Raw genomic sequence first — 24,474 nt, forward strand, 5'->3', positions numbered from 1 at the left:
CGCCGGGTTGTCCGGTCCCGGGCGGTCCGCCGGGTTGTCCGGTCCCGGGCGGTCCGCCGGGTTGTCCGGTCCCGGGCGGTCCGGTCCCGGGCGGTCCGGTCCCGGGTGTCCGCCCGGCGAGCCGCCCTGCCGACGGTCGGGCGCTCGTGTCGACGGGCTGTCAGATGGTGCCGCTCTCCCACCACCAGGCGCGGCCGAGGTCCGCGCGGCTGTCGACGTGCTGGTGGTCGACGGTGTACCGCTCCAGACCGGAGAATCCGCAGGTCTCCGCCTTCTGGTACACCGTGCGGTTGCTGACGCCGGGGACGGTGAGGTCGGCCGCGGTGCCGTAGAGGTGCATGCTGTCGCTGGCCCCGCCGATCTCGGCGTTGTGCGCGATGCTGCGGAAGCCCGAGTTGACGGTGATGGCGGTGTTGCCGAGCTTCTTGCGCAGGGCTTCCAGCTTGTACATGGCCCGGCGGGCGTTCTCCTTGACGGCCGCCGCGCTCACCTTGCCGCCGTCGAAGTTGCCGCTCGAACGGTCGGTGAACTCGCTCCAGTTGAAGTGCGCCGTCGAACCGTCCGACTGCTCGAGGGCGTTGAGCTGCGCCTGGGTCGCGGGGCCGGCGCTGCCGTCGACCGACAGGCCGTAGGCCGCCTGGAATCTGCGGACCGCGGCGGCCGTGCCCGGGCCGAAGTCGCCGTCGATACTCACCCGCGACTGGGAGGCCGAGTCCGCGGCCCAGCCGGCGACCCGTATCTGAAGCTCCGTCACATCGGCTCCTGTCGCGCCCTGGTTCATGGTGCGCGTCCAGTTGTAGGCGCGGGCGGTGCCCGAGAGGAGCACGGGGCCGGCGAACGCGCCGACCGTCGCGGCGAGGGTTCCGCGCAGGATCGCGCGGCGGTTCGGGATGAAGGTCATGGTGACTCCCTGTGAGGCGTGGGCGGGTGGGGCGCTCAGGCTGGTCGGTCGTCAGTAGGCGAGCTGGAACGGCACGACCTGGGCGTCGGTGTCGTAGGCGTGCACGCGCAGTCTGAAGTGCGTGCCGTCCTTGACGTCGGTGGCGACGGTCGCCCACTGGGGGCCGAACGTCGAGTACGTGTCGTCGTGGTTGCACAGCGAGGTGTGGTCCACGAAGACGATGCAGGCGTCCAGGAAGCCGGTGGCCGAGCTGCTGAGCTTGATGTTGATGTCGGCGCACCGCGAACTGGTCGTGTAGGTGCCGAACTCCACCGCGGTGGCCGAGTAGTGGTACGTGAGCGACTTGGCGCCGCCGTAGCAGGACGTGGCGGCCGTTTCGGACTGTGCGAGGGCGGGCGCGGTGGCGGCACCGGTGAGGAGCGCGGTCACGGCCGCGAGGACGGCCGTCGTTCGCCGGGTGCGGGTCATCTGAACTCTCCGATCGCTGAAGCGGGCAGAGCGGGAGCCCGCGCACCGGTCCAGCGGTCCCGGTGGGTCTCGGCAGGCGATCCGGACGCGCGCGACGGCGCCTGCCAGGTCCACACCGAGGAGGTCTTCGCCATCGGGTTCCTTCCGCGTTCGCAGGCGTGCGGACGGTGCGGGGATGCGCGGGGAAGGTCGCTGCGCGGTGCCTCGCACGGCGCCTGGGAGCCGGGGTGCTGCGGGGATCGGTGCGGCGGAGCGAGTTCATGCTCCGGTGTACGCCGCCTTCTGTCATGCTCATTCGAACAGGGTGAAATGTCGCAGGTGGAAAGGGTGTTGGCCGTGCTGCGCTTCCACTTTTCGGCCGAGGATCTGGCCAGGACGCGGGTCGCCGCCGCTCCGCACCCGCTGTGGGAGATCGCCTCGAGCCTTCACCGCTTCCAGACCCCGGCAGGCCGCTGGGCGTACGCGCATTGGTACCGCACGGCACGTGCGCGGCTCCGCGAGGCGGGGCTCCAAGGCGTGGTGCGGCAGGTCCTCCTGCCCCTCTTCCCGCGCACGTCGTACTGGCCCGACTTCCTCACACCGCTGGAAGGGGTGGCCGGGCTGGAGGCCGGACTGGAGGCGATCCTGGCCACACCCGCGGACCGGGTGGCGGCGGAACTCGCCACCCTCGCCCGGATCGGGAGGGTGCCGGCCCCGCTCGGCCGGCTGACGGAGAAGGAGGCCCGGGCGGAGCTGGTGGGCATCCTCCGCGCCTACCACCGGACCGTCATCGAACCCTACGACGAGTGGGTGCACGAGAGCGTGCACACCGAACGGGTCCGGCTGGCCCGGCATCTGCTCGACGGAGGTACCGAGGGTCTGCTCGAAGGGCTCGGGCCGGCGGTCCGTTGGCGGCACCCACGCCTGGAGATCGGCACGTACCCGACGGAACACGACATCCGGCTGGAGGGCCGCGGACTGCTGCTCATACCCTCCTACTTCTGCTGGAAGGGGCCGGTCTCCCTCGCCGATCCGCGATTACCCCCCGTTCTCGTCCACTCGCTGCACCACGAGGTGCCCCCCGGGTCGGCCCGCACGGGCGCGGACGCCGCCGGTTCGCCGTCCCTGGAGCTCCTGTTGGGCCGGGCGCGGGCCGCCGTCCTGCGGGCCACGGCAGCCGGTGCCACCACCACGGAGGCCGCCCGGTTGGCCGGAGTCACCCCGGCCACCGCGACGCACCACACCACGGCGCTGCGCGATGCCGGCCTGATCACCAGCCACCGTCACGGCAACACCGTCATCCACACGCTGACACTGCTGGGAGCGACGATGGTGAGCAGGAACGTGCGGCACGCCCCGTCGGGGATCGGACAGGGACTCCTGCCCGGGGCCGACATCTTCACCGACCGGCCCGTCCAGGGCGCATGACCCCTTCGTACGGGGTGAGTTCAAGAGCCTCGGGCCGGTGCCGTGCGCACACGGCATTCAGCGGGTACGCAGGCCCGCGGTGGTGGCGCCCGTGCGGTCGCGCAGCAGCGAGCGCAAGGTGGTGGCGTGCTCGTAGCCGACCTTGCGGGCGATGGTCTCCAGGGACAGGTCCGTGGTCCGCAGCAGATGCGTGGCCTGTTCGACGCGCAGGTCCTGGACGAAGCGCACCGGCGTGGTGTTGAGGACACGGCGGACGGTGCGCTGCAGCGTGCGCTCGCTGACGCCGAGCGCGTGCGCCGCCTGCGAGAGGCTGTCGGGCGCGTCGAGGTGCAGGCGCGCCCAGCGCTCGAACGCCGCGATCAGGGGGTCGCTCTGGGCCAGCGCGCTGGGGATGGTGTACGCGGACTGGGAGGGCCGTTCGTCGACGACGAGGTAGCGGGCGACGAGGTCGGCGAGGGCCGGGCTGGCCATCCGTACGAGGGCGAGGGCGAGGTCGACGTGCCCGAAGGCGGCGCCCGCCGTGGTCACCCCCTGCGACGTGGTCACCATGCTGGTCTCGTCGAGATCGACCGCCGGGTAACGGCCCCGGAAGACGGGCGCCAGCCACCAAGTGGTCGTCGCCCGGCGGCCGTCGAGGACGCCGGACTCGGCGAGCAGGAAGGTGCCGGTGCAGGCCGAGGCGACGGGGGTTCCCCCGTCCCGGCACTCGGCGACCAGTGTCCGCACCCCCGCGAGGTCGGGGCCGGCGACCCGGTCGAGGAGAGCCTCGGGCCGGCGCTCCGCGAGTGCGGGCACGACGAGCAGATCCGTGGTGGCCGCGACGGAAGCGGGCTCGGGGGTGACGAGGTGTCCGGCGCCGGTGCGTACCTGTGCGCTGAAGCCGACCGTCGTGACGTTCCAGGCCGGCGGGGGCTGGGGCAGTTCGCCGCGCATCGCGTTGGCCGCGTCGAGGACGTCCAGCGCCGCGCTGAGTCCCGAGTCGAACACACCGTCGTACACGAGTACCGCGACATCCATGTCGGGAACGCTATCAGACGTGTCGTTTCCGACACTGGGGCCGGGCGGTTCACCGGCCTAGCGTGAACGACGTCCCCGATCACCGGGGCATGCGACCGCGCCGACCGCCTCCCGCAGCGGAGTGCCGGGCGATCGCGCCATGGGTGCCCGAAAGGGGCACCGAACCGAACAGAGGGAGCCCACCGTCATGAACAACATCGGCCTGCTGGCCCGCATCGAGGCCAAGCCCGACTACGCCGACCAGGTCGCCCGGATGCTGACCGACGCCGTGCAGCTCGCCGAGGAGGAGAAGCGGACGGTCACCTGGTTCGCCTTCCGGGAGGACGTCACCACGTTCGGCGTCTTCGACACCTTCGACAACGACGAGGACCGTACGGAGCATCTGCGTGGTCGGATCGCCGCCGCGCTCATGGGGGCCGCGGAGACCATGCTCGCCTCGGCTCCCGACATCCGGCCGGTCGACCTGCTCGCGGTCAAGCTGCCCTGAGCGGCTCCGTCCCGCAGCACACCCTCCACGTACACCGGTCCGAAGCACAGGAGATCCACCAGTCATGACATCGACGACCTCCGCCCCGGCGACGGGCGCCGGCGCCCCGCCCGGGACGGGCCCCGGCGTCCGCTCGCGCACCCACACCTGGGAGCCGCCCACCAGCTACGCCGACGGAGCCGGCCGTTCGGGCCTGGAGGTGCTCCGGCTGTGCGTCGAGGGTCGCTTCCCGCAGGCACCGATCTGCGGGACGCTCGGCTTCCGGCTCGTGGCGGCCGAGCACGGCCGGGCCGTCTTCGAGGGCGAGCCCGCCGAGCACCTGCTCAATCCCATGGGCACCGTGCACGGCGGCTTCCTCGCCACGCTCCTCGACTCGGCCCTCGGCAGCGCGGTGATGTCGACGCTCGCCGCGGGGCGCGCCTACACCACGATCCAGCTCGGCGTGAACATGGTGCGCCCCGTCCTCGCGGACACCCCGACCCTGCGTTGCGAGGGCACCGTGATCCACGCGGGCCGCACCACCGCCACCGCGGAGGCCAGGGTCGTCGGGACCACCGACGGGAAGCTGTACGCCCACGCCACGACCACCTGCGCGGTGTTCGCGCTGCCCGGGACGGACTGAGCCGCAAGGGCGGGCCCGACGGCTTCGTTCCGCAGTGGTCCGCCCCGGGACCGTCCAAGAGCCCGCGTACACGGTCGTGGTGAACGTCGGAGGTGCCGCACACCGGCGCGACCGACCGGTCGGCGCCTCCCCGCCCGCCAGGCGGGGAGGCGCCGCAGTCGCTCCCTGGGCAGGCTCCGCCTTCGCTTCCTAGGCAGGCGCCCCGTCGCCCGCCGGGCGCAGGCCGTCGAGCGCGGCCCGCAGGATCGGCTCGACGTAGTCGGGATCGCCGTGAATCGCGGCGATGGCGATGACCATGTCGCACATCTGCTCGAGGGTGAGGTCCTCGCGGATCTCGCGCGCCTCCTGCGCGGCGGCCAGGAGCGGCCGGCCGGCGGCCAGTACCCGGGCACGGTTCTCGCTGAAGACGGGGTCGTCGCCGTCCGTCTGCGCCAGGAGTTCGGAGGCGATGTCGTGCTTGCTGATGAAGAAGGCGAAGAACCGGTGCAGCCAGGCCGCGAACGTCGCCCCCGGTGTCGCGCCGTCGACGGTCCCCGCGGCCTCGCAGACGGCGTCGACCTCGTCGACGTAGAGGGCTTCCAGAAGCTCTCGGCGGCCGGGGAAATTGCGGTAGAGGGTCGCCATGCCGACCCCGGCGCGCCGCGAGACCTCGGCCATCGACACCTGGGCGCCGGGTTCGGCGAACGCGGCGCGCGCGGCGGCGAGGATCTTGTCGCGGTTGCGCTCGGCGTCGGCACGCCTGGGCGGTGCGGTCGGCTGGTCCGGGGTCATCGCTTCCCTAAGTGGATAGGTTATCCGGTACGCTGAACGGACAGGCTGTCCACTTCTGCGTGGGGCCTGATTCTACCTACCTGCCGCGACCGGTTCGCGGCGACCGGAGGAGCCCTCCATGGACTACCGACCCCTCGGACGCACCGGCGTCTCCGTCAGCCGACTGTGCCTCGGCGCGATGATGTTCGGCGCCTTCGGCAACTCCGATCACGACGACTCCGTCAAGATCATCCACCGTGCCCTGGACGCGGGGATCAACTTCATCGACACCGCCGATGTCTACTCGGGCGGCGAGTCGGAGCAGATCGTGGGCAAGGCGCTCACCGGCTCGCTCCGCGACGACGTCGTACTCGCCACCAAGGCGGGCCTGCCGTCCGGTGACGACCCCAACCGGCGCGGGACGTCACGGCGGTGGATCACCAAGGCGGTGGACGACTCACTGCGCCGCCTCGGGACCGACTGGATCGACCTCTACCAGGTCCACCGCCTCGACCCGGCCGTCGACATCGACGAGACGCTGGGCGTCCTGTCCGATCTGGTGCACGCCGGGAAGATCCGGATGTTCGGCGCGTCGACGGCCGCCGCCTCCGAGATCGTCGAGGCGCACTGGACCGCCGAGCGGCGCGGCCGCGAACGGCTCCGCACCGAGCAGCCGCCGTACTCGCTCCTGACCCGCGCCGTCGAGTACGACGTGCTGCCGACCTGCCGGCGGTATGGAATGGGCGTGCTGACCTACAGCCCGCTGGCCGGCGGCTGGCTGACCGGCCGTTACCGCAAGGGCCGGGACGTCGCGGGTCCGGGCTCGGTCGCCCGGCAGCAGCGATTCCCCGGCGCCTACGACGCCACGTCCCCGGCGAACGCGGCCAAGCTCGACGCCGCCGACGCGCTCGGGGCGCTCGCTGACGAGGCGGGGATGACGCTCGTGCAGATGGCGATCGCGTTCGTCACCCGCCACCCGGCGGTCACCTCCGCGATCGTGGGCCCGCGCACCATGGACCACCTCGACTCCTATCTGACGGCCGACGGCGTCGACCTGTCCGATGACGTGCTCGACCGCATCGACGAGATCGTGCCGCCGGGCCACACGGTCAACATCGCCGACAACATGTGGAACACCAGCACACGCACGCTGGACGCCGCGTTCCGCCGCCGGTAGCGGGTAGCCGGGCGCCGGTCCGCCACCAGTTGCCGCCGGGGAGGCCGGGCGCCGGTCCGCTCGCCGGTCCGCCACCGGCTGCCGCCGGGGGCCGGGCGCCGGTCCGCTCGGCCGAGCGGTGGTCAGCGGGGGCCGCTCTCCTTGCGCGCGTGGCCGGCGGCCGGCGCGGTGTACCGGCCAGGCTCCGCGTCGAAGGCGGCGGCGCAGTGGGCTGAGCAGAAGTAGTAGGTGCCCTGCTCGGTCCGCCGGTGTGCGGCGGCGGTCGCCGCGGCCGTTCGCATGCCGCACACCGGGTCCGCGACCGTGCCGTCGCCGTCGCCCTGGGCTTCGGGGTGGCCGTGTGAACTGTCGTCCGGGGCCCGGTCGGCCGCGGACTCGACCTGGGGCTGTGCACGCGCGGGCCGGGCGGTCGGCAAGGAAGGTGGGTGCCAGCGGCGCAGCCTGGAGGCGTTGGTGACGACCGACAGCGAACTCAGCGCCATGGCCGCGGCGGCGATGATCGGACTGAGGCGGATGCCCCACAACGGATACAGGACGCCCGCGGCGAGCGGGATGCCGACGGCGTTGTAGAGCAGGGCGAAGAACAGGTTCTGCCGGATGTTGCGCATCGTCGCCCGCGACAGCCGGATCGCCGTGACGACCCCACCGAGCGAACCGGAGATCAGGGTGATGTCGGCGGCCTCGATGGCGACGTCGGTTCCGGTGCCGATGGCCAGGCCGACATCGGCGGCGGCCAGGGCGGGGGCGTCGTTGATGCCGTCGCCGACCATGCCGACGGTGCGGCCCTCCGCCTGGAGGCGGCGGATCTCGTCGGCCTTGTGCTCGGGCAGCACCTCGGCCAGCACCCGGGCGACGCCGACCTGCGCGGCGATGGCGGCGGCGGTACGGGCGTTGTCCCCGGTGAGCATCACGACGTCGATGCCGAGATCGCGCAGGGCTGCGACGGCCGCGGCGGAGTCCTCCTTGACGGTGTCGGCGACGGCGAGCACGCCGGCGGGACGTCCGTCGACCGCGACGAGGACGGGGGTCTTGCCCTCGCCGGACAGGGCTTCCGCCACGGGGGTCAGCCCCGTGGTGTCGATGCCGACGTCACCGAGCAGCCGGGCGGTCCCCACCAGGACCGGATGCCCGTCGACGGTGGCCTGCACGCCCTTGCCGGTGACCGAGTCGAAGCCCGTCGCCGCGGGCGGGCGAAGGCCACGGTCGCGGACGCCCGCGACGATCGCCTGCGCCAGCGGGTGTTCACTGTCGGCCTCGGCCCCGGCCACCAGCCGGAGCAGCCGCGTCTCGTCGACACCACCGAGGGGGTGGACGTCGGTCAGGACGGGTGTGCCCGCGGTCACCGTGCCGGTCTTGTCGAGCACGACGGTGTCCAGCTTGTGCGCGGTCTCCAGGGCTTCGGCGGAGCGGATCAGAATGCCCGCCCGGGCTCCCTTGCCGGTCCCGACCATCACCGACAGCGGGGTGGCCAGACCCAGCGCGCACGGGCAGGCGATGATCAGGACGGCGACCGCGGAGACCAGCGCCAGGGTCAGCGCGGGAGACGGGCCCAGCGTGAACCACACGGCGAAGGTGGCGATCGCGACGGCGATGACCGCGGGCACGAAGTACGCCGAGACGGCGTCGGCCAGCCGCTGGATGGGCGCCTTGGACGCCTGTGCCTGCTGCACGAGGCGGACGATCCGGGCGAGCATCGTGTCGGCTCCGACCTTGGCGGCCCGTACTCGCAGGGACCCGGTGCCGTTGACGGTCGCGCCGATGACCGTGTCCCCGGCGCGTTTGGTCGCCGGCATCGGCTCACCGGTGACCATGGACTCGTCGACCCCGGAGGAGCCGGAGAGGACCTCGGCGTCGACGGGGATCTTCTCCCCGGGCCTGATGACCAGTCGGTCTCCGACCACGACGTCCTCGACGGGGATCTCGCTCTCGGTTCCGTCCCGCACGACGCGAGCGGTCCTGGCCTGCAGGCCCAGCAGGGCACGGATGGCCTCTCCGGTGCCCGCCTTCGCCCGCGCCTCCAGGAGCCGTCCCAGCAGGATCAGGGTCAGGATGACGCCGACGGCCTCGTAGTAGACCTCGCGCACCTCTTCGGGCAGCAGGCCCGGGGCGAGGGTGACGATCAAGCTGTAGCCGAAGGCGGCGCTCGTGCCGAGGGTGATGAGCGAGTTCATGTCGGCAGCGCGGTGGCGCAGGGTCAGCCAGCCCGTCACATGGACCGGCCAGCCGGTGTAGAACATCACCGGCGCGATCAGCGCCAGCTGGAACCAGTGGTTCAGCATCCAGCCGGGCACCCAGTCCGCGCCGAACAGTTCGTGCGCCATCACCGCGAACAGCACCGGGGCGGTGAGCACCGCGCCGACCGCCACCCGGCGTGTGAGGTCCTTGATCTCGGCGCGACGCTCGGCGGCGTCGGCGGCCTCCGTCTCGGCCGCCGTCCGTTCGACGCCCTGCGACGGTCCGCCGGACGCGCGGACGTCAGGCGCCGTCGTGGTGGTGCCGTCGCCGTCGGGAGCCGGCCGCACCGGGCCTTCCGCGGGCTCGACCAGCAGCGTGCCCTGGATCATGTTCATGCCGCAGGTGAACCCGAAAGCGCCGGGCCGGTCGGGGTTCAGCCGCACGGTGGTCCGCATATGGGCGGGCAGCCCCGCGCCGATCCTCAGATCCGGGAAGACGACACGGGCGGTGCACTCCCCCGCCTCCTGCCGGTCGAAGACCATCTCGACCGGTGTGCCCTGGCGGACTTTTATCAGGTCGGGGCTGTAGCCGCCCCGCACCGTCACCTCGACCCGCTGCACCCCGTCCTCCAGCCGGGCGGCACCGGCGCGGCGCGGTCCGAAGAAGTACCGGGCCAGCGCGCCGATCAGCACGGCCGAGGCCACGACGACGGCGACATCGAGGGCACCCATGGGCTGCTCGCCTCCCTGGTCCGCTTGTCTTCCAGCCTGCGCCCGGTCGTCCGCGGCCGCCAGGGGCACTGTGGCCCACCCGTCCTGGACCGTCCGGCCCCGGACATCCGCGGCGGACAGCGGGACGATGCAGGTGAAGGCAGAAGTCCGCCGGGCGCCCGTCCGCACGCGGCCACCCGACGACGCCGAAGGCAGGTGAAGGGTGATGTTGTTCTGGTACGACCACGGGGGCTGGGGCTGGTTCGCGATGTCGGTCGGGATGGTCCTCTTCTGGGCGCTGATCATCGCGGTCGCCGTACTGCTCTTCCGGGCCCTCGACCGGCCCCGCGAGCACACCCGCACGCCGGCCGCACCCCCGGCCGAGGACATCCTCCGGGAACGGCTGGCCCGCGGGGAGATCGACGAGGACGAGTACCGGCGCCGCCTGAGCGCCCTGCGCGCCGGGCCGCTCGCCAAACCCTGACGCCCACCGGCCGTACGGTCGCGGGCACACGCTCACGGTTGCAGCCCGCCCGCACGGTCGGGGACGGCGCTCGCCCGGCTTCGCCCGCACGACCGCGGGTGCGGCCCGGTCGCCCGGCCCCGGCGCCTGCCGGGGAAGCCCCGCCGAGCGGGGCTACGCCCTGCGGCATCCGGCCGACGGTCCGCGACTCGCCCTGCGCCTGGATCCGTCGCGGGCCAAGGCCGCGGCGGGCTTCGACCACTTCGCCATCGGCGTCCCGGACAACGCCGCCGACGAGGCACTGGCGGAGGACCTGACCGCCCTCGGCGACACCCACGCCGGTGTGCACTTCGCCGCCATCGGCTGGATCCTGCCGCAGCTGCACGACCCCGACGGGCACGAGATCCGCTTCTGCACCACGCACCATCACAGCCGTCCGGGCGCCGGCCCGCTCAGGGCCGAAGACCCCGTGGAGAGCGCCGCGCGACGCGAACGCGCGAGTGAGGGACGCGCGTGACGTCACGTCGCCTCATCGGCCGACCACCGAAGTCGCCGCCACGGCAGCCGGATCCGCTGTCCGAGCCGACGCCGGGCCCACGATCGTGACCCAGCGGTGAGGCCCAAGTCCCCCAAGACGGGGGCGTCTTGGAGTCGGGCCGCTCGGCACGGCTCGACGACCGGTGCCCGGACGGCGCGCGCGGGACCGGCGCCGCCACGAGACACGTAGAACTCGCCGGAGCAGACTGCCTGTTGGGAGCGACGCCAAGGGCGGAGCCGCCGGTGGCTCCGGTCGCCGTGGCGACACCCTCGTCCTACGCTGGTGGCACGGAGGACCGCCATCCGGCAGACAGGACCGCTTCGTCCCCCGCCGACGGCCCCCTGCCGACACACGCACCGGCGGGGCGGCGCTCCTTCCCCTTCCGTGGTTCTCCTCCGCTCCTTCCCCACCACCAGCAGCCTTTCCTCGCTGCAGTTTCCGTGTGACCAGGGAGTCGCGATGAAGAGCTCCACTCGCATACACCGTCGTGCCACGGCTGTCGTCGCAGCGGCGCTGATGGCAACAGGCACCTTTCTGACGACGAACGCCTCGGCGGCCGTCTCCGACATCAGTGCCTCCGATCAGGAGGCCATCGTCGCCGAGACCAACAGCGTCCGTCAGGCTGCCGGTCAGGCGCCTCTGGCCTGGGACGACTCCCTCGCCAAGGACGCTCAGGCCTGGGCCGACAACCCGGCGTCCACCGCCGGCGGAGGGCTGCACCACGACTCGATCGACAACGCCGCCGAGAACATGTCGAGCGCCGGGCCCGGTCAGGCGACAGGGCAATGGGCGTCCGAGAAGAGCGCCTACGACGCCGATTCCGACCACGACCCCAACAGCCAGGGCTACATGACGAAGTGGGGTCACTACTACAACATGATCCAGAGCGGGTACACGAAGATCGGCTGCGGTACGAAGAGCGACGTTCCGACCGGGTCGGTCACCGTCTGCCGGTACTCGTGAAGCCACTCCTCATGGGCGCGGGTACGGACGCGCGCAGCGCTCCGGGGCCTGGCGACAGCAACAGGCCCCGGTCACTGCGGACTCCGACGCCTGCGCGGGTCACTGCGGAGCCCGGTCGCAGACCCCGGTCATCGCGGAGCCTGGCGGCACGCCTCGGTCGCGACGGCGTTCGACACGCCCGCCTGTGCGAGGTCGCTGACGCAGCGGGTCTGGTCGCCCACCAGGCCCACGTAACACGCCATCCGGACGTCGTCCGTGACCTCGGTCCCCTGGTTCTGGACGTGGTCCTGGCAGGCCGCGATGTCCGCGTGGGCGGCCGGAGCGGCCATGACGACGCCACCCAGGGCGAGGGCCAGGCCGGCGAGGACGCTGGGAATGGTTGCCGAGCGACGCATGAGGATGCACCTGCTCTCCGGTGTCGGGTCGTACGGTCCCGGTTGCACGGAACCGTGTGCGGGGGCGGCGGCGAGCAACAGCCCGAAAGACGCGCTTCCCTCGGGGTGAGCACCGCGCCCGAGCGAGCACCGCTCCGAGGGTGCGTGCCGCGCCGAGGTGAGCACCGCGCTCCCCGGCCGGGCGGCGATGTGCCGTGCCCGGCGAGCGGGTGGTGTGTTTCCTCCGCGACCGATCGGCTCGGTTCCGACCACCCTCGCTCCTACGACGCTAGAACACTCCCGGAGCGCCCGCACTCCCGGAAGGCACCTGGCTCCCGGCGCTCGTTGAGGTGATCACCGTGTGCGGCGGACGGGCGGGCCCGGCGGGCCCTCGGACCCGCCGGGTGGCCGATCGCATGGCTGCGCCCCCGGACGGATCGGAACGTGGTGCCCCGGCGGGCGGCTCGGCGTCAGGGGCGGATGTGTTCGAGGGTGAACTCGGGCGAGGCGTAGGGGCCGGCCTGGGGTGCGGCGGGGTCGGCCGGGAGGTCGGCTCCGGGGATGTCCCCGGCGTGGAGCTCGGCGTCGTCGACGGGGGTGTAGTCGAGCACGGACGGTTCCGGGAGCTCCCAGAAACGGCGGGTGTTGGCGGAGACGGCGTACACCGTGGCGAAGCGCGTGGAACGGGGCGCGGTCAGCGCGGCCCGGACATAGCCCACGGCGTCGCGCGGGCTCAGCCAGGTCGCCAGGTGCCGCGGTTCGACGGGCACCGGCTCGAAGCTCCCGATGCGCAGACAGATCACGGACAGTCCGAACTTGTCGGAGTACAGCCGCCCCAGAGCCTCGACCGCGGCTTTGCTGACCCCGTAGAGACCGTCCGCGCGGATCGGCTCCTGCGGGCCGGTGAGGTGTCCGGCCGGGTAGAAGCCGGTCACGCGGTTGCTGCCGGCCAGGACGACCCGCTCGATGCCGTGCCGTCGCGCCGCCTCCAGCACGTGGTGGGTGCCGAGCACGTTCGCTTCGAGCAGGTCCGCGAGGGGTGCCTCGTCCGGCACACCTCCCAGGTGGAGCACGCTGTCGGCCCCGGCGAGCGCCGCCTCGACGGCCGGCGCGTCCCGCAGGTCCACCGTGTGCACGTCCTCGTTCGCGGTCTGCGGCCGCAGCGGTACGCGGTCGAGCAGGATCAGCCGCGACGCATCGTGCCGCAGTGCTTCCCGGACCGCGGAGCCGATGGTCCCTGCCGCGCCGGTCACCGCTACCGTTCCCAGACCCATTGCTCCCCCGGAGAGTCGACGATCCGTGCATCATCGCTGCTCCGGAACGACGCATCAAAGGGTTTGGGACCGGTGTGGGAGGCCGAGAGCGTTCAACGCCGGGGAAAACTAGCGCACCTGCGGAGTCGTGCCGACGTCGCCGTCCGCGGGTTGTCCGGCACGGGCCTCGCCGTGGGAGCGGACGAGCGGCACGAGCAGCGCGGCACCCATCAGGGCCAGCGCCGCGGCCGCCCGCAGCACCACCTCGATCGCCGGACCGTCGGACGCCGCCCGCGCCGCCGATCCGCTGACCACTTCGAGGACGGTCGCCGCCACCGCCACGGCCACCGCGCCCCACAGGACCAGCGACGTCAGCACCAGCCCCGACGCCGCCGCCAGCCGCCCGGCGGACACGTACGACTGCGTCGCCACGTTGGTCAGCGCCCAGCCGAGCCCGAGGCCGACCCCGACCACCGCGAACACGACCGTGTACAGCGCCAGGGGATCCGCCCAGGTCAGCGCGAACAGTCCGGTCCCGCTCAGCAGCAGCCCTGTGGCCATCAGCGCCTCCGGACGCCAACGGCGTGCCAGGTGCCCCGACCAGTAACTGGCCGACCCCGCGCCCGCCGACAGCGCCAGGAAGACGAGTCCCGAGCCGAACGGCGACAGCCCGCGCGCCTGCTGCAGATACAGGGCCGAAAGCACTGCCACCAGGCAGTACACGACGTTCGACACGGTTCCGGCCATCGTCACCGTCATGAACGGTCCGTTGCGCAGCAGGGAGAGGTCGAGCAGCGGTTCCGCCGTACGGCGCTCCACGACCACGAACAGCCACAGCAGTGCCGCCCCGGCAACGAAGCACGTCACCGTCGCCGCCGATCCCCAGCCCCAGTGCGCTCCCTGGTCGACCGCCAGCATGAAGGCGGTCAGCCCGACGGCCAGCGCGAGCGCTCCGGGCAGATCCAGACCCCGTACGGCTTCCTCGTCGCGCGATTCGGCCACGCAGCGCAGCATGAGCAGCACCGCGGCGGCGCAGATCGGCACGTTCAACAGAAACACCGCACGCCAGCTCACGTGCTCGGCGAACGCCCCGCCGACGAAGGGACCCAGCGCGGTGCCGATGGCGCTGAAGGCGAGCACCATGCCCACGGCCCGGCCCTGCCGGTCGTCACGGAAGTGCGAGGTGACCACCGCCACCGCGACGGGGAAGATCAGCGCCGCCGTCGCTCCCTGCACCACGCGTCCCGCCGTCAGCCACGCCACGTTCTGCGCGGCGCTGCACACCACCGACACCAGGGCGAAGCCCGTCAGTCCCAGGACGATGACCCGTCTTCGGCCGTGCACGTCGGCCGCCCTCCCGCCGACGATCATCAGTGCGCCGAGGGTCAGCATGTAGCCGCTCACCAGCCACTGGAGGTCGGTGGTCGGCGTCCGGAAGTCGCGGGCGATGACCGGCAGCATCAGGTTGAGCGCGAACCAGTCCATCTGCACCAGCAGCATCGACATCGAGGCGGCGGCGATGACCGCACGGTCCCGGCCCGAGAACAGCCCCGGTGTGCGGTCTGCGGATCCGCTCACGACGACCAACCCCTGCCACGAACCCCTCTCTTCTCAGCGTGAGTCCGTTCACGGGACCCTGCAACCGACGCCTCCGGGCCGAGCGCCCGGGCCGACGTTGCCGGTTGCAGGGCCGCCGTCCTCGTGCGTCGGTCAGACGTCGGACCGGTAGAGGCGGAACGCGGCGATGTGCGCGGTCGCGCGGGACGCCGTCACGCGCACGCGCCAGCGTCGCGCGCGCACGGGGGCCGGCAGGAGCAGGATCCGGCTCGCGCCGACCGCACCCGCCTCGGTCACCTGCCTCCATCCGTCGCCGTCGTGGGCCTCGATCACGAAGTGCTCGATCTGCTGGCCGTGCCGGACGTCCTCCGCGAGCCTGATGCGGTCGACCTCCCGCTCCTTGCCGAGGTCCACGGTGAAGACCCCTCGCCCGGTGGTGGTCCGGGCGCCGCGGGCGAGATCCTCGGGCAGCTCGCGGTCGATCCGCTCACGGAACTGCCTCAGCCGCGTCACGTCGGCGGCCGGCAGCAACCCCTGGGTGTCCGGAGGGATGTTGAGCAGGAGCACCGAGTTGCGGCCCACCGACCGGAAGTAGATGTCCGTCAACTGATCCACGCTCTTGGGCTGTTGGTCCGCGTGGTAGAACCAGCCGTCGCGGATGGACACATCGCACTCGGCCGGCCACCACTGGAGGTGATCGGCGACCGGACGGGCGGCGACGAGTGCGTCCCGGCTGCCCATGTCCGCGGCGTCGTAGGACAGGGCGTAGTCCGTGCGTCCGTAGTCCTTCTCCGCGACGGGCACGACACTCCACTCGTCCTCGCGGGCGAGGCCGCCCTCGTTGCCCACCCAGCGGACGTCCGGCCCCGACACGGCGATGGAGGCGTCGGGGGCGAGCGCCCGCACCAGCGCGTACCAGCTGTCCCAGTCGTACTTCTCCACCTTGTCCGGCGGAATGCGTCCCTGGGCTCCGTCGAACCACACCTCGTCGACAGGTCCGTACTCGGTGAGCACCTCGTAGAGCTGGTTGAGCATGTGGGCGCCGTAGTCGGTGGCGTCCAGGGTGTACGTCGTCGTCGGTGTGCGGTCGTCGCCTTCGACGAGTTCCGGGACGGTGCGTCCGGAGCGTGCGCTGCCGTTGGCGTACACGCCGTGCAGGTACTGGTTCTCGTCCGCGGGTGAGATGTACACGCCGACCTTGATGCCGTGCCGTCGCATGGAGTCGGCGAACGCGCGCAGCACGTCGCCCTGTCCGCCGAGCCAGCTGCTGGACGCCACGGTGTGGCGGGAGTAGCGGGAAGGGTAGAGGACGAAGCCGTCGTGGTGCTTGACGGTGAGGATGGCCAGCCGGAAGCCGCCGTCGCGCAGGGAGCGGGCCCACTGGTCGGTGTCGAGGCCGACGGGCTGGAAGACGTCGGGGTCCTCGTCGCCCGTGCCCCATTCGAGGCCGGTGAAGGTGTTCACGCCGAAGTGCAGAAAGGCGGTGCGCTCCAGGTTCTGCCAGGCGATCTGCCGGGCGGTGGGGCGGACCCGGGATGCCTTGCGGACCAGGTCGGCCTCGGTGTCGTCGGGGCTGACGGGGATGCGGTACCCGGGGGATTCCGAGATGCCGGCCGCGGCGGGGTCCGCTCCGCCGGACGCGGCCGGGGTGAGGTCCGTGCCGCCGGGGGCGGCCAGGGCGGGCGCGGCACCGCCGGAGGCGGCCACCGCGGCGGCTGCGGTGACGAAGAGGCGTCGGGAGACGGCCATGCGGGTGGGGCTCCTCACGTCAGGATGCGGTCAATGTCCAGGTGGTGGGCTGCTGTTGGTCGGGCGGGTACTGGAGGAGCCGGCCCTCGCCGGTGACGTGCACCGTCATGCGGGTGATCGCGTTCAGCAGCCGGTAGCCGCCGGGGGCGGGGTCCAGTTCCCAGCGCTGGAGCGTGCTCCTGGGGTCGCAGGCCGATCCGGTCACGGGCGTACCGGGCTCCAGCGGCACGTTCAGCGTGAGCTTTCCGCCCGTCACCTCCAGGCAGGTGCCGTCGGACGCGGACTTCAGGGTCACGTAGCCGTCGGCGGTCCGCCCGATCTCGAGGTCGACGACGGTGGCCCCGGCGCGGAAGGTGTAGGTCCCGTCGGCGACCGGCACCCGGGTCGGGTCACGCCATCCCGGTGCGTGTCCCACGGCCGTCCCGCGTGCGGTGAATTCGGCGTACGTGGGGTCGGGGTGCGCCGCGCCCCAGGTGGCCTGGGCGATGTGCCGCAGCGCGGGGACCATGGCGCCGGCGACCTCGTTCTCGGTCTCCCCGCGGCCGTTGTCGGGCCAGAGGCTGATCTTCGCGCCGGTGACGCCCGCGGCGGACGTGAGCTTTTCGCCCTCGAAGCTGCGGGGGTCCCAACTCTGTTCGTACAGCGCCTTCGTGTTCGTGTGGAAGCCACCGCGCACGAGGTAGAGGGAGTAGGCGGCGTTCATCAGCGGGTGGCCCTCGGCGATGAGCCGGCTCGGCTTGGTGGCCACGTCGAGCCAGTGCTCGACCGTGGTGCCCGCCGCGACCGGTACGGTGTTGGCGCCGGTGAGTCCGTCGTTCCAGATGCGCAGCTTCTTGCCCTTGGCCGCAGCGTAGGCGTGGACGCGGTTGACGAAGTCGATGAAGGCGTCCTGGGGCGTGGCGTCAGCGCCGTACCGCGCCCGCGCGTAGGCGAGGATCTGGGGATACTTGGCGAAGTCGGAGCCGAGCATGTACTCGTCGGCGCCCATGTGCCAGGAGTCGGATGTGAACACCTGCGCGTACTCGTCGATGAGGCTGCGGTAGTACGCGAAGGCCTCGGGCTTCGTGATGTCGAGGCGGGCGGGCTGTCGGTTGCCGTCGGAGTCGGTCAGCTGGAGATCGGGCCGGTCGGCGATCCACGGGTCCATGTGACCGGGCGAGTTGATCTCGGGGATGATGTCGACGTGATACTTCTCGCCGAGGGCGACGAGGTTCCGGATCTCGTCCTTGGTGTAGTAGCCCCAGGTGTTGGCCTCGGGGTGGGCGTCGCTCTTGACCTTGAGTTCGAGCAGGAGCTGGTTGAGCTTGTGGTACGCCATGTCGCGTACGAGGTTCTCCAGCCACCGCGTCGAGATGTGCACGTAGCAGGCGCAGACGCCGACGCCGCGCTCCCGGTAGCGCGGGACATCCACCGTGTGGCCGGCGGGAACGCGGTCGCCCTGGGCCAGGAACTGGAGCACGGTGCGGGTGCCGTAGAAGGCTCCCGTACCGGTGGCGCCGGTCACCGACAGGCGCTGTCCGGCCCGCAGTTCGTATCCTTCGGCGCCGAGCGTGGCCTCGGCCGCCGGGTCGACACCGATCTCGATGTCGCCGGTGCGCGCGCCCGCGCGCACCACGGGGACCGTGCCGTGGCCGGCGGCGCGCAGATCGCCGGCCAGCGTGCGGGCGGCGTCCAGCGCGGCCCGGTCCCTGGCGACGATGCGGGTGGCGTGGCCGAAGGCGTAACTGCCGTGCGCGGGTGTCCAGTCGGCGAGGGCGGGGACCGTCGGCGGGGGCGACGGGGCCGACTCCTGTGCCTGGGCGGCCGGTTGGGGCACCGTGAGCAGCAGCATCGCCGCGGCGGCGGTGCCGAGCAGTCGAGACCAACGTCTTGGAAACGTACGCATGAACAGCTCCCATTCATCGGAGGTCTGATCTTCAAGTCGCCCTCCGCGGGCTGTCAACGGGACCTCTCTGCTGGTGATTTACTGGAGAGGTCGGATGACCAGTGTCTCTGCTCATAGGTCCGGACCACGCGCGGCACGAAAGTCCAAGAAGTGCCCGACGATTGTCCAAGCCCGTCACTCGCGGCGCACCGGCGGCGCATCACCCTCGATCGCCGGGCAGCCGGACGCGGCGGCTCCGTTGTCCTCCCTCGATGTCGAAGTGCGTGCCATGATGATGAGTTATGACTGAGGGGGATGGAGTGGTGACCCGTGCGATCCGCGTCCGGCTGGACGGGACCGCGAGCCAGAGCGACATCGGCGCTCTGAAGAAGTGGCTGGAGCGGGAGAAACCCCTGGAGGAACTGGTCAGAAGCGGGGAACTGCGGATCCAGGAGAGCGCCGGCAGCGACCAGCAGGGTACGGACGAACAGGGCACCCCGATGGGCGCCGCGATCGAGATCCTCATGCTGCTGTCCGGGGCGGCCGCCCAGTCCATGTTCGACACCGTGTTCAAGCAGGTGGGCAGGGGCGTCAAGGCCTGGTACGAGAACCGCCGTTCCGTGGAGAGCGGCGATCCGCCCGACTACGACGTCGATCCGGTGCATCTCGACGAGAGGTAGGCCGGTGCCCCGCTTCGAGCCGCGTGGCGAGGTGAACCGGGCGCTGCTGGTCGGTGTGTCCGCGTACGACTCCACTCGGCCGAACGACCCGCACGGAGTGCCGGGCGATCTCGCCGCCGTGGCGCACAACGTCTCCCTGCTGGAGGAGACGTTGTCGCACGGCGGTGTCTTCCGGAAGGGAGAGGTCGTCGTCTCCCGGTCGCCGTACCTGGACGCCTTCAGCGAGTCGCTGCGCATCGCCGCCGACGAGGCCGAAGGGCTGCTCCTCTTCTATTTCGCCGGTCACGGGGCCGTGCCCAGCGCGGGCGACGAGCTGTGGCTGCAGATGCGCAACGCGCGCGTCGTGCCGGGCAGCCGGGCCGTGTTCCCGGGGGCCGACCCCTTCTCCAGCGTGCTGACCGTGCTCGCCACGAGCCGGGCCCGGCATGTGGTCGTCGTCCTCGACTGCTGCAACGCGGGCAATGCCGCCCAGGTGTGCGAGGCGCTCGCCGACAAGCGCCGCTTCTCGGTGCTGATGAGCGTGCAGGCCAACAACCGGATCGACGCGGGGGACGACGCCACGCCCACCCCGTTCACGGCACGGCTGGTGCGTCTTCTGGAAGAAGGCATCGACGGGCAGGGCAACGACGTCGGGTTCCGGGACCTGTCGCAGGCGCTCACCGCCCAGATGTCCGCCGACCACACGACTCTTCGCAACGAACAGTGGGAGCCGCAGCGGTGGGGCGACACGGACGTCCTGCTGTCGCGCCCGTCCGCCGTGGCTCCGTCCGGGATCCCGGCGACCTTCCCGGGCCGTCCGCCGCCTCCCGAGCACCCGCCGCCGTCCCTGGAGCCACCGGACGACACCGTGAAGGGAACCGCCGAGTCCCTCGGCGAGCAGGAGCAGCCGTCCCACTCGCACGCGCCGGGGCGGCCTTCGACGCCCTCGCAGGCGCGCCCCGGGGATCCGGCGAGGCCCGCCGAACCGCCGTGGTGGCGGCGCCTGTTGCCCCGTCTGCGGTCCTGGGGCCCGGCCGGGCCGTCCGCCGCCGGCCGGACGCTGCGCCTGCTGCGGAGCAGGCCCCGCCGCACGGCGCTGGTCATGACCGTCCTCGTCGGCGCGGGCCTCGGCGGCTATCTCGCCTCCGCCGGTTCCGGCCCCGACCAGTCGTCCTGCGGGCCGCCCCTCGAACTGCGACTGCTCACCGACCCGGACATCGAGTCCACCGTCCGTACGACCGCCGACGCCTATCTGACGTCCCCGGCGAACACCACGTCGGACGGTTGCCGCCGCAGCGGCATCACGGTGTACAGCGCCGGCGCCACGGACGCCGTGACGGGGTTCCGCGACCAGTCCGACCCGTGGCAGCGCCCCGTCAGCGACGACCTCGACCCGCAGCGCGACATCGGGCCGCAGCCCGACATCTGGATCCCCGCGTCGTCGGCGAGCGTGGCCCGGGCGCAGCCGGTCGAGCCGCCGCGCACCTACCTGACGCTGGAGTCGCACGGCCCCTTCGCGTACTCCCCGATGGTGCTGGCCGTGCCGCAGAACATCGCCGAGGACTCGGTGGACGACCGGACCGGGGGTTCGCTCTCCGTGCTCAGGAAGAAGCTCGTCCAACGGCAGGAGGACGCCAACGTGCGGCGCACGGACCCGGAGTTCACGGACTCGGCGTTGCTGGCGACCGTCGGCCTGTACGGTCCGCAGGCGGACGGCGTCAGCCGCGCGGAGGGAAGCGTGGCGCAGCCGGGGCCGCCCTCGCACACGGGCTCCGACCTGCTGTGCACGCTGCCCGACGACCGTGCCGTCGACGACCGCACGGCAGCGCTCGTGCCCGAGTTCCTCATGATCAGCGGGGTCGGCTGCGACCGGCCGACGCGCAGTCGGCGGATGGCCGAGTACCCCACGGACGTACCGGCGTTGGACCCCACGTTCGTCCGCGTCCGCTGGGAGGACGCGGACCGTGACAAGGCGGCCCGTGACGAGGCCGTCGACCGCTTCCGCGGCTGGCTCACGCAGGGCGGCGGTCACGGCGGGAAGCCCGGCGGCGGTCTGGACGTCTTCGGCCACGACGGCTTCCGCGCGGTCTCCGGCGCCCACGACTTCCTCGCCGCCCCCGACACGGAGGCGGGGACGCTCGCGCACCCCGGAGCGCTTCCGGCCCCCGCCGCCGCCGACGCGATGACGACGGCCCTGCAGCGCTACCGGAACGCCAACGGCCCCGGCCGGGTCCTCTTCCTGCTGGACAGCTCGGGTTCCATGGGAGGCCTGTGGGAGGGGCCGGGCGGCGCCCCCGGCATCCTGAAGCAGTCGCTCGGCGGCCTCGGCGACCGGGACGAGTACGGCGTATGGGCGGTGGCCTCGCACGGCGACAGCCCCTCCCGCGTGCTGCTGCCCTTCCACCGCCACCGTCGGTCGGACGCCGAGCGGACCATCGACCGCACGGCGGCCGTCCAGGACACCGAGACCGACCCGTACGCGGCGCTCACGGCCGCCCTCGACCACATGGCCGGGCGGGGCAAGGACGACGACCGGCCCCAGCTGATCGTGTACGTCACCGACGACGAGGACAACAACCACCTCACCGGCGGAAAGCTGGACAGGCTCGTCGAGTCGGCCGGGGACAAGGGAGTTCCGGTGGTCATAGCGGCCCTCGACAGCGGCGGCTGCGACCGGGGCAAGCCGGACGCCCGCGTCTCGGACGCGAGCGGCGGCCGCTGTCTGGACACCAAGACCGACCTCGTGGCGGGCCTGCGCGACGAAGTGGCGCGCACCGGGACGGGGGACGAGTGAGGCCATCACGGACACCGGCGGCGAGGTGGGTGCTCGCCGCTCTGCTCATGGCCTGCACCGCCTGCACCGGCGGAGGCACGGCCGCGCCGTCCGGCACCACGGTCGCTCCCGGCGGCTCCGGCGACATAGTCGTCGCCAGCGGCCGGGACGTGACCGGCAAGGGCGGCATCCGCCAGCAGCTCGTCGACGCGTGGAACGCGCGACAGGACCGGCTGCACACGGGCCGCCACGCCCGCCTGGTGGAACTCCCGGGCTCCGCGGACCAGCAGCGCAGCCAGCTCCTGGGCGCGCTCCAGTCCGACAGCGCTCAGTACGACGTGATCAACCTCGACGTCACATGGGTGCCGGAGTTCGCCGACGCGGGGCTGATCCGCACGCTGCCCGGGACCATGGTCGACGGGGACGTCATCAAGTCCGTGGCCCGGACGGCGCGGTGGGACGGCAAGGTCTACGCGATGCCGTTCAACAGCGACGTCGGGCTGCTCTACTACCGCCGCGACTATCTGGAGAAGGCCGGCGTGCAGAACACCGACCTGAGCGAGGGGCTCGACTGGACACAGCTGAAGGCGCTGATCGGCACGGTCGACGAGAAGCGGGGCAAGGACCGGCCGAGCGCCTACGAGAAGGGCTGGACCTCGCAGTTCGGCGCGTACGAGGGCCGCACGGTCAACGGTGTCGAGGCGTTCGCGTCCGCCCCGGACGACGTCACCCTCACCGACGAGGACGGGCGGTACACCGCCTCCGTGGAGGACCTGGAGAAGGGGCTGGCGGAACTGCGCACCCGCACCCAGGGCCCGTACCTGCTCAAGGACGCCCTCCACTCCGACGAGGCCGAGTCGCTCACCGACTTCGCCGACGGGCGGACCACGTTCCTGCGCCACTGGCCGTACGCCTATCGCACCCTCCACCAGTCGCTGAGCACGAAGCAGCTCGGGGTGGCCCCGCTGCCCGGCACCGCGGTGCTCGGCGGACAGAACCTCGCGGTCACGCACTCGTCCGGGCAGGTGGACGCGGCACGCGATCTGATCGGGTTCCTGACGGGCCCGGAGAGCGAACGCTGTCTGCTCGACGCGGGTTTCGCCGCCACGCGGAAGTCCGCGTACCAGGACGGTGACGTGACGTGCCGCTCCGCGCGGCCCTGGGGAGCCGCGACCGCCGGCCCCTCGCCCTCGTCGTCGGCCGAGAGCACCGACCGGATGCCGCGCGACGCCGACGGACGGCCCGCGTACGCCCGCACCATCCTTCTCCCGGGCCTCGCGCGGGCCGTGTCGCGTCCGCGCACCCCGCTCTACGGCGCCTTCACCCAGACCTTCACGACCGCGCTCGGCAAGCTCCTCAGCGACGACCCGCCGAGCGACGGCGACCTGGCCGCGGAACTGGACAAGGCTCTCCGGGGCGTCCTGCCGGACGGCTGACCGCGCCGGGCCGCGGGCGATGTCGGCCGTACCCTGCGCGGCGGAGGCGTCCGCTCCGGCCGTCGTGGCCCCGGCACGGGAACCGCGGGCCGAGGACCACGAGCGGCCGCGTCCAAGCAGGTGGCGTACGCGGCCACGGCGAACCCCGGCGGGCACGACCGGCGTTGTGCACCGTGCTCAGCCATGCACCTTCAGAGAGGACATCCCATGCGCCGCACCACGCTGTTCGCCGTCTGCGCTCTCATCGCCGCCGCAGCCACCGGGTTCTTCACCACCAGCGCCATCCGCAGCCGCTGACGCCGAGGCGTCCACCGCAGCCGCCCCACCGAGGCACGGAGGCGTCATCCGCAGCCGCCCCCCCTGGGCGCGGAGACGCCGTCCGCGGCAACCCTCGGGTGCCGACGTGCGGAACCCGGTCGGCCGCTCTCCGACCGGGTTCGTGCGGAGGCTCGTCACATGCCGCTGTGTGCGGCCCTGACGAGTTCGGGAACGCGCGGGCCCGGGGGTGCCTCGGGCGGAACGAGCCAGCGGCCGGAGCGTCCGAGGATGACGCAGCCGGGGTGGACGCGCCAGTGACCGTCACGTCTCGTCAGCGTGACCGCGGACAGCGGCGGCAGGTCGAAGTGCCAGAAGGCTCGCATCGGAGCCGACAGGGCGTGGACCAGGGCGGCCCGCACGACGGACGACTCGGTGACGGCCACCGCCTGTCCCGGGTGGGGTGGCAGGCCGCTCAGCCAGTTCCCGGTCCGACGGCAGATCTGCCGTATGGACTCGCCGCCGTGCGGGGCGGCATCCGGGTCCGTGAACCACACGGAGTACCGGTAGGGGTCCTTGGCCGCCACGTCGGCCATGGAGTAGCCGTCCCAGGCGCCGTGGTCGAAGTCGCGCAGCGCGGGCTCCGGGGTCGCCTCCAGGCCCAGTGCGTCGGCGGTGTGCGCGCAGCGGGCCGAGGGCCCCCGGACAGCCAGTGAGTACGCGGGAGACGCCGGTGTGGCGCTGCCCGCCCCGCGCAGGGCGGTCAGGCAGGGGGACTGGCCGCTCAGGGCCCGGGTCGCGTCCCCGTCAGTCGCACACACGAATGTCAGGCTGACCGTCATGGGGCTGTCCTCCTTGATCGGCCCGGCATGGCGC

At 72.4% G+C, this 24,474-nt stretch carries 21 protein-coding genes; 10 read left to right on the forward strand and 11 right to left on the reverse strand.

The features are described 5' to 3' along the window. Window positions 1-160: 160 nt before the first annotated feature. Window positions 161-901 carry a D-Ala-D-Ala carboxypeptidase family metallohydrolase gene (locus ABEB03_RS29505; protein ID WP_345655888.1) on the reverse strand — a complete coding sequence of 247 codons (741 nt, stop codon included), beginning with the start codon at window positions 899-901 and terminating at the stop codon, window positions 161-163. Between the two features lie 51 nt (window positions 902-952). Then, complete coding sequence (locus ABEB03_RS29510; protein ID WP_345655890.1) at window positions 953-1,369, reverse strand: hypothetical protein; 417 nt, start codon at window positions 1,367-1,369, stop codon at window positions 953-955. Window positions 1,370-1,705: 336 nt separating this feature from the next. Between ABEB03_RS29510 and ABEB03_RS29515 the strand changes: the two genes are divergently transcribed. Beyond that, window positions 1,706-2,776 (forward strand): helix-turn-helix domain-containing protein, encoded by a 1,071-nt coding sequence (locus ABEB03_RS29515; protein WP_425589321.1) that lies wholly within the window; start codon window positions 1,706-1,708, stop codon window positions 2,774-2,776. A gap of 57 nt (window positions 2,777-2,833) precedes the next feature. Here the strand turns inward: ABEB03_RS29515 and ABEB03_RS29520 are convergent, their stop codons facing one another. After that, complete coding sequence (locus tag ABEB03_RS29520) at window positions 2,834-3,793, reverse strand: GlxA family transcriptional regulator (RefSeq protein ID WP_345655894.1); 960 nt, start codon at window positions 3,791-3,793, stop codon at window positions 2,834-2,836. A gap of 187 nt (window positions 3,794-3,980) precedes the next feature. On the opposite strand from ABEB03_RS29520, the gene ABEB03_RS29525 reads away from it, so the two are divergent. Together ABEB03_RS29525 and ABEB03_RS29530 are read left to right on the forward strand one after the other, a co-directional pair. Further along, the gene (locus tag ABEB03_RS29525) at window positions 3,981-4,280 is read left to right on the forward strand and encodes a putative quinol monooxygenase (RefSeq protein WP_345655896.1); all 300 of its coding nucleotides are present in this window, start codon (window positions 3,981-3,983) and stop codon (window positions 4,278-4,280) included. A 64-nt stretch (window positions 4,281-4,344) separates the two neighbouring features. Beyond that, window positions 4,345-4,902 carry a PaaI family thioesterase gene (locus tag ABEB03_RS29530; protein WP_345655898.1) on the forward strand — a complete coding sequence of 186 codons (558 nt, stop codon included), beginning with the start codon at window positions 4,345-4,347 and terminating at the stop codon, window positions 4,900-4,902. A 189-nt stretch (window positions 4,903-5,091) separates the two neighbouring features. Here the strand turns inward: ABEB03_RS29530 and ABEB03_RS29535 are convergent, their stop codons facing one another. Continuing rightward, a complete protein-coding gene (locus tag ABEB03_RS29535) occupies window positions 5,092-5,673 on the reverse strand; it encodes a TetR/AcrR family transcriptional regulator (RefSeq protein ID WP_345655900.1) in 582 nt (193 codons plus the stop codon). Between the two features lie 118 nt (window positions 5,674-5,791). On the opposite strand from ABEB03_RS29535, the gene ABEB03_RS29540 reads away from it, so the two are divergent. Then, window positions 5,792-6,829, forward strand: coding sequence for an aldo/keto reductase (locus ABEB03_RS29540; protein WP_345655902.1), 1,038 nt, complete (start codon window positions 5,792-5,794; stop codon window positions 6,827-6,829). Window positions 6,830-6,951: 122 nt separating this feature from the next. Here ABEB03_RS29540 and ABEB03_RS29545 read toward each other — a convergent pair whose 3' ends face one another. Next, window positions 6,952-9,735 (reverse strand): heavy metal translocating P-type ATPase, encoded by a 2,784-nt coding sequence (locus ABEB03_RS29545; RefSeq protein WP_345655904.1) that lies wholly within the window; start codon window positions 9,733-9,735, stop codon window positions 6,952-6,954. A gap of 205 nt (window positions 9,736-9,940) precedes the next feature. Between ABEB03_RS29545 and ABEB03_RS29550 the strand changes: the two genes are divergently transcribed. The 3 genes from ABEB03_RS29550 (at window position 9,941) to ABEB03_RS29560 (ending at window position 11,678) form a co-directional block, all read left to right on the forward strand. Continuing rightward, window positions 9,941-10,198 (forward strand): SHOCT domain-containing protein, encoded by a 258-nt coding sequence (locus tag ABEB03_RS29550; RefSeq protein ID WP_345655906.1) that lies wholly within the window; start codon window positions 9,941-9,943, stop codon window positions 10,196-10,198. 322 nt (window positions 10,199-10,520) lie between these two features. After that, window positions 10,521-10,694, forward strand: a complete 174-nt coding sequence (locus ABEB03_RS29555) for a hypothetical protein (protein ID WP_345655908.1) — start codon at window positions 10,521-10,523, stop codon at window positions 10,692-10,694. A gap of 480 nt (window positions 10,695-11,174) precedes the next feature. Next, window positions 11,175-11,678 (forward strand): CAP domain-containing protein, encoded by a 504-nt coding sequence (locus tag ABEB03_RS29560; RefSeq protein WP_345655910.1) that lies wholly within the window; start codon window positions 11,175-11,177, stop codon window positions 11,676-11,678. A gap of 128 nt (window positions 11,679-11,806) precedes the next feature. Here the strand turns inward: ABEB03_RS29560 and ABEB03_RS29565 are convergent, their stop codons facing one another. From ABEB03_RS29565 to ABEB03_RS29585, 5 genes are all read right to left on the reverse strand, one after another. Continuing rightward, complete coding sequence (locus ABEB03_RS29565; protein ID WP_345655912.1) at window positions 11,807-12,073, reverse strand: hypothetical protein; 267 nt, start codon at window positions 12,071-12,073, stop codon at window positions 11,807-11,809. Between the two features lie 449 nt (window positions 12,074-12,522). Next, entirely contained in the window at window positions 12,523-13,326 is an 804-nt protein-coding gene (locus ABEB03_RS29570) for an NAD-dependent epimerase/dehydratase family protein (RefSeq protein ID WP_345655914.1), read from the reverse strand. A gap of 108 nt (window positions 13,327-13,434) precedes the next feature. Further along, window positions 13,435-14,883, reverse strand: coding sequence for an MFS transporter (locus ABEB03_RS29575; protein WP_345655916.1), 1,449 nt, complete (start codon window positions 14,881-14,883; stop codon window positions 13,435-13,437). Window positions 14,884-15,015: 132 nt separating this feature from the next. Beyond that, complete coding sequence (locus tag ABEB03_RS29580; protein WP_345655918.1) at window positions 15,016-16,611, reverse strand: alpha-L-fucosidase; 1,596 nt, start codon at window positions 16,609-16,611, stop codon at window positions 15,016-15,018. 19 nt (window positions 16,612-16,630) lie between these two features. Then, window positions 16,631-18,496: a family 20 glycosylhydrolase gene (locus tag ABEB03_RS29585; RefSeq protein WP_345655920.1), complete on the reverse strand. Its 1,866-nt coding sequence runs from the start codon at window positions 18,494-18,496 to the stop codon at window positions 16,631-16,633. Window positions 18,497-18,777: 281 nt separating this feature from the next. Here ABEB03_RS29585 and ABEB03_RS29590 point away from each other — a divergent pair, with 281 nt between their 5' ends. Genes ABEB03_RS29590 through ABEB03_RS29600 form a run of 3 tightly spaced genes read left to right on the forward strand, consistent with a single transcriptional unit; the run spans window position 18,778 to window position 23,343 of the window. Further along, on the forward strand, window positions 18,778-19,155 hold the full coding sequence (locus ABEB03_RS29590) for a hypothetical protein (protein ID WP_345655922.1): 378 nt from the start codon (window positions 18,778-18,780) through the stop codon (window positions 19,153-19,155). A 4-nt stretch (window positions 19,156-19,159) separates the two neighbouring features. Next, a complete protein-coding gene (locus tag ABEB03_RS29595) occupies window positions 19,160-21,928 on the forward strand; it encodes a VWA domain-containing protein (RefSeq protein WP_345655924.1) in 2,769 nt (922 codons plus the stop codon). Window positions 21,929-21,975: 47 nt separating this feature from the next. Next, entirely contained in the window at window positions 21,976-23,343 is a 1,368-nt protein-coding gene (locus ABEB03_RS29600; RefSeq protein WP_425589322.1) for an extracellular solute-binding protein, read from the forward strand. Between the two features lie 452 nt (window positions 23,344-23,795). On the opposite strand, the gene ABEB03_RS29605 is transcribed toward ABEB03_RS29600, so the two are convergent. After that, the gene (locus ABEB03_RS29605; protein ID WP_345655928.1) at window positions 23,796-24,440 is read right to left on the reverse strand and encodes a histidine phosphatase family protein; all 645 of its coding nucleotides are present in this window, start codon (window positions 24,438-24,440) and stop codon (window positions 23,796-23,798) included. Between the last annotated feature and the right edge of the window lie 34 nt (window positions 24,441-24,474).

Source organism: Streptomyces siamensis, assembly GCF_039543605.1.
Lineage (GTDB): Bacteria > Actinomycetota > Actinomycetes > Streptomycetales > Streptomycetaceae > Streptomyces > Streptomyces siamensis.

Excerpts from the sequence above, each read along its gene's own strand:
- ABEB03_RS29505 (WP_345655888.1), bottom strand. The coding sequence starts at position 901 with ATGACCTTCATCCCGAACCGCCGCGCGATCCTGCGCGGAACCCTCGCC.
- ABEB03_RS29510 (WP_345655890.1), bottom strand. The coding sequence starts at position 1,369 with ATGACCCGCACCCGGCGAACGACGGCCGTCCTCGCGGCCGTGACCGCG.
- ABEB03_RS29520 (WP_345655894.1), bottom strand. The coding sequence starts at position 3,793 with ATGGATGTCGCGGTACTCGTGTACGACGGTGTGTTCGACTCGGGACTC.
- ABEB03_RS29525 (WP_345655896.1), top strand. The coding sequence starts at position 3,981 with ATGAACAACATCGGCCTGCTGGCCCGCATCGAGGCCAAGCCCGACTAC.
- ABEB03_RS29530 (WP_345655898.1), top strand. The coding sequence starts at position 4,345 with ATGACATCGACGACCTCCGCCCCGGCGACGGGCGCCGGCGCCCCGCCC.
- ABEB03_RS29535 (WP_345655900.1), bottom strand. The coding sequence starts at position 5,673 with ATGACCCCGGACCAGCCGACCGCACCGCCCAGGCGTGCCGACGCCGAG.
- ABEB03_RS29540 (WP_345655902.1), top strand. The coding sequence starts at position 5,792 with ATGGACTACCGACCCCTCGGACGCACCGGCGTCTCCGTCAGCCGACTG.
- ABEB03_RS29545 (WP_345655904.1), bottom strand. The coding sequence starts at position 9,735 with ATGGGTGCCCTCGATGTCGCCGTCGTCGTGGCCTCGGCCGTGCTGATC.
- ABEB03_RS29550 (WP_345655906.1), top strand. The coding sequence starts at position 9,941 with ATGTTGTTCTGGTACGACCACGGGGGCTGGGGCTGGTTCGCGATGTCG.
- ABEB03_RS29560 (WP_345655910.1), top strand. The coding sequence starts at position 11,175 with ATGAAGAGCTCCACTCGCATACACCGTCGTGCCACGGCTGTCGTCGCA.
- ABEB03_RS29565 (WP_345655912.1), bottom strand. The coding sequence starts at position 12,073 with ATGCGTCGCTCGGCAACCATTCCCAGCGTCCTCGCCGGCCTGGCCCTC.
- ABEB03_RS29570 (WP_345655914.1), bottom strand. The coding sequence starts at position 13,326 with ATGGGTCTGGGAACGGTAGCGGTGACCGGCGCGGCAGGGACCATCGGC.
- ABEB03_RS29580 (WP_345655918.1), bottom strand. The coding sequence starts at position 16,611 with ATGGCCGTCTCCCGACGCCTCTTCGTCACCGCAGCCGCCGCGGTGGCC.
- ABEB03_RS29585 (WP_345655920.1), bottom strand. The coding sequence starts at position 18,496 with ATGCGTACGTTTCCAAGACGTTGGTCTCGACTGCTCGGCACCGCCGCC.
- ABEB03_RS29590 (WP_345655922.1), top strand. The coding sequence starts at position 18,778 with ATGACTGAGGGGGATGGAGTGGTGACCCGTGCGATCCGCGTCCGGCTG.
- ABEB03_RS29600 (WP_425589322.1), top strand. The coding sequence starts at position 21,976 with ATGGCCTGCACCGCCTGCACCGGCGGAGGCACGGCCGCGCCGTCCGGC.
- ABEB03_RS29605 (WP_345655928.1), bottom strand. The coding sequence starts at position 24,440 with ATGACGGTCAGCCTGACATTCGTGTGTGCGACTGACGGGGACGCGACC.